We start from the raw sequence: 1,187 nt of genomic DNA, 5'->3' as shown, positions 1-1,187 counted from the left end.
AAAGGTAAATTCGAGCGGACCAAGCCGCACGTGAACGTTGGAACGATCGGTCACGTCGACCACGGCAAGACCACGCTGACGGCAGCGATCACGACGGTGCTGACGCAAAAGTTCGGCGGTGAAGCGAAGGCGTACGACCAGATCGACGCGGCACCGGAAGAAAAGGCACGTGGCATCACGATCAACACCGCGCACGTCGAGTACGAAACGGCCAACCGCCACTACGCACACGTCGATTGCCCGGGCCACGCCGACTACGTGAAGAACATGATCACGGGTGCAGCGCAGATGGACGGAGCGATCCTGGTGTGTTCGGCCGCTGACGGCCCGATGCCGCAAACGCGTGAACACATCCTGCTGGCTCGCCAGGTTGGCGTGCCGTACATCATCGTGTTCCTGAACAAGTGCGACATGGTCGACGACGCCGAGCTGCTCGAGCTGGTCGAAATGGAAGTGCGCGAGCTGCTGTCGAAGTACGACTTCCCGGGCGACGACACGCCGATCATCAAGGGTTCGGCCAAGCTGGCGCTCGAAGGCGACAAGGGCGAGCTGGGCGAAGTGGCGATCATGAACCTGGCCGATGCGCTGGACACGTACATCCCGACGCCGGAGCGCGCGGTGGATGGCGCGTTCCTGATGCCGGTGGAAGACGTGTTCTCGATCTCGGGCCGCGGCACGGTGGTGACGGGCCGTATCGAGCGTGGCGTGATCAAGGTTGGCGAGGAAATCGAAATCGTCGGTATCAAGCCGACGGTGAAGACGACCTGCACGGGCGTGGAAATGTTCCGCAAGCTGCTCGACCAGGGTCAGGCGGGCGACAACGTCGGTATTCTGCTGCGCGGCACGAAGCGTGAAGACGTCGAGCGTGGCCAGGTGCTGGCCAAGCCGGGTTCGATCACGCCGCACACGCACTTCACGGCAGAGGTGTATGTTCTGTCGAAGGACGAAGGCGGTCGTCACACGCCGTTCTTCAACAACTATCGCCCGCAGTTTTACTTCCGTACGACGGACGTGACGGGCTCGATCGAGTTGCCGAAGGACAAGGAAATGGTGATGCCGGGCGACAACGTGTCGATCACGGTGAAGCTGATTGCGCCGATCGCGATGGAAGAAGGTCTGCGTTTCGCCATCCGCGAAGGCGGCCGTACCGTCGGCGCAGGTGTCGTTGCGAAGATTATCGAGTAAAA

The 1,187-nt window shown here is 61.6% G+C and carries 1 protein-coding gene; it reads left to right on the top strand.

Annotated features, from left to right (window positions below):
• Nucleotides 1-1,185, top strand: a 1,185-nt coding sequence (gene tuf / locus BG61_RS38525) for an elongation factor Tu (protein WP_233469275.1), incomplete at its 5' end; no start/stop codon positions are given.
• Nucleotides 1,186-1,187: the final 2 nt, after the last annotated feature.

The sequence above is a fragment of the Caballeronia glathei genome (genome assembly GCF_000698595.1).
GTDB lineage: Bacteria > Pseudomonadota > Gammaproteobacteria > Burkholderiales > Burkholderiaceae > Caballeronia > Caballeronia glathei.
This window is presented reverse-complemented; position numbering and strand designations above follow the sequence as displayed.